We start from the raw sequence: 1,453 nt of genomic DNA on the forward strand, positions 1-1,453 counted from the left end.
TTTTGAAAAATGTTTTTTTAATGTTAAAATTAAAGGTGATAAATATTAAAAAGTTAATTCATAATTTTTTAATAAAATAAAAAAAGGGATTTTATTTATGAAAAATAAATTACAACAACCCGAGTTTTATGAAATAGAAGTTTCTTGTGCTACTTGCAAGACAACACATAAAATAGGTACAACAGTTAAAACTATGAAAATTGAAACTTGTTCCAATTGTCATTCTTTTTATACTGATTCACAAGTTTTTGTAACTGTCGCTGGACAAGTAGATAAGTTTCACAAACGTTATGGTTATGATCAAAAAAAAGACGATAATAAACAATAAACAGAGGAATAATTTTTAACATAGAAAGGTTTTATAAAAAATGATTTTAGATCAAGAAGGGTTTATTGAAGTCATTTGTGGACCGATGTTTTCCGGAAAGACGACAGAATTGATTAAAAATATTGAAACATTGAATTCATTGAAAAAAAAATTTTTAGTTTTCAAACCTTCAATTGACAAACGTTATTCTCTCAAAAGTGAATTGGTAACTCACGATTTAAAAACCGTTCCTTCTTTGTTAGTTAATAAAAGTTCAGACATTTTAGATATTATTAAAGAAAATGAAAAAATTGAATATTTAATCATAGATGAAATTCAATTTTTTGATAAAGATATAGAAAAAATTTTAAACAATTTATCTTATAAAGGTATGAAAATTATTATCGCTGGTTTAGAATTGGATTATCGCGGAGAACCATTCGGTTCCATGCCATATTTATTATCAATATCTGATAAAGTAACTAAGTTACAATCTTTTTGTTTTATTTGTGGAAAAGAGGCAACAAGAACACAAAGAATATTTTCTAACAAAAAAGCAAATGATGAAGAACAACCTGTTATTTTAATAGGTGGTAATAATTATCATAAATCTTGTTGTCGTAAATGTCATAATTTTTAAAAAAATTTATTTTAAAAATTCATGTAAGGAATTTAATGTATAATTGAATATAGAAGAAAAGCATTTTGTCTTTATGAAAGAAGCTTTTAAAGAAGCTAAAAAAGCTTTTTTAAAAGATGAAGTTCCTGTTGGCGCTGTTGCTATTATGAATGATAAAATAATATCAAGAGCTCACAATAATATAGAAAAAAGTCAATTATTTTATGGTCATGCTGAATTTTTACTTTTAATGAAATTAAATAAAAAATTAAAAACTTATCGAATGGATGAAGTAATTATTTATATCACTTTGGCACCTTGTCTTATGTGTGCTGGCGCTTTAATTCAATCTCGGATTCAAACAATATATTATAGTGCTTTCAATCCAAAATCATATTTTTTTAAAAAATTCTTTGTTCTTTTGGAAGAAAAAAAACATAAACAAAATAATTTTATTAAATTAGAATTATTGGAAAAAGAAAATGAACATATTTTAAAAAAATTTTTTTACAATTTAAGAAAGAAAT

3 protein-coding genes are annotated in these 1,453 nt (G+C 23.6%); all 3 read left to right on the forward strand.

Going from position 1 to position 1,453, the window contains the following annotated elements; genetic code table 11:
• Positions 1-97: 97 nt before the first annotated feature.
• Complete coding sequence (gene rpmE / locus RI76_RS02525) at positions 98-328, forward strand: 50S ribosomal protein L31 (RefSeq protein ID WP_017192579.1); 231 nt, start codon at positions 98-100, stop codon at positions 326-328.
• A 40-nt stretch (positions 329-368) separates the two neighbouring features.
• Positions 369-947 (forward strand): thymidine kinase, encoded by a 579-nt coding sequence (locus RI76_RS02530; protein ID WP_017192580.1) that lies wholly within the window; start codon positions 369-371, stop codon positions 945-947.
• A 43-nt stretch (positions 948-990) separates the two neighbouring features.
• Positions 991-1,453, forward strand: a 463-nt coding sequence (locus RI76_RS02535; protein ID WP_026072061.1) for a nucleoside deaminase, incomplete at its 3' end; no start/stop codon positions are given.

This window comes from Milkweed yellows phytoplasma str. MW1 (assembly GCF_000309485.1).
Classification (GTDB): domain Bacteria; phylum Bacillota_I; class Bacilli_A; order Acholeplasmatales; family Acholeplasmataceae; genus Phytoplasma.

What these genes read in the sequence shown, in the direction of transcription:
- rpmE (WP_017192579.1), top strand. Translation starts at nt 98, where the DNA reads ATGAAAAATAAATTACAACAACCCGAGTTTTATGAAATAGAAGTTTCT.
- RI76_RS02530 (WP_017192580.1), top strand. Translation starts at nt 369, where the DNA reads ATGATTTTAGATCAAGAAGGGTTTATTGAAGTCATTTGTGGACCGATG.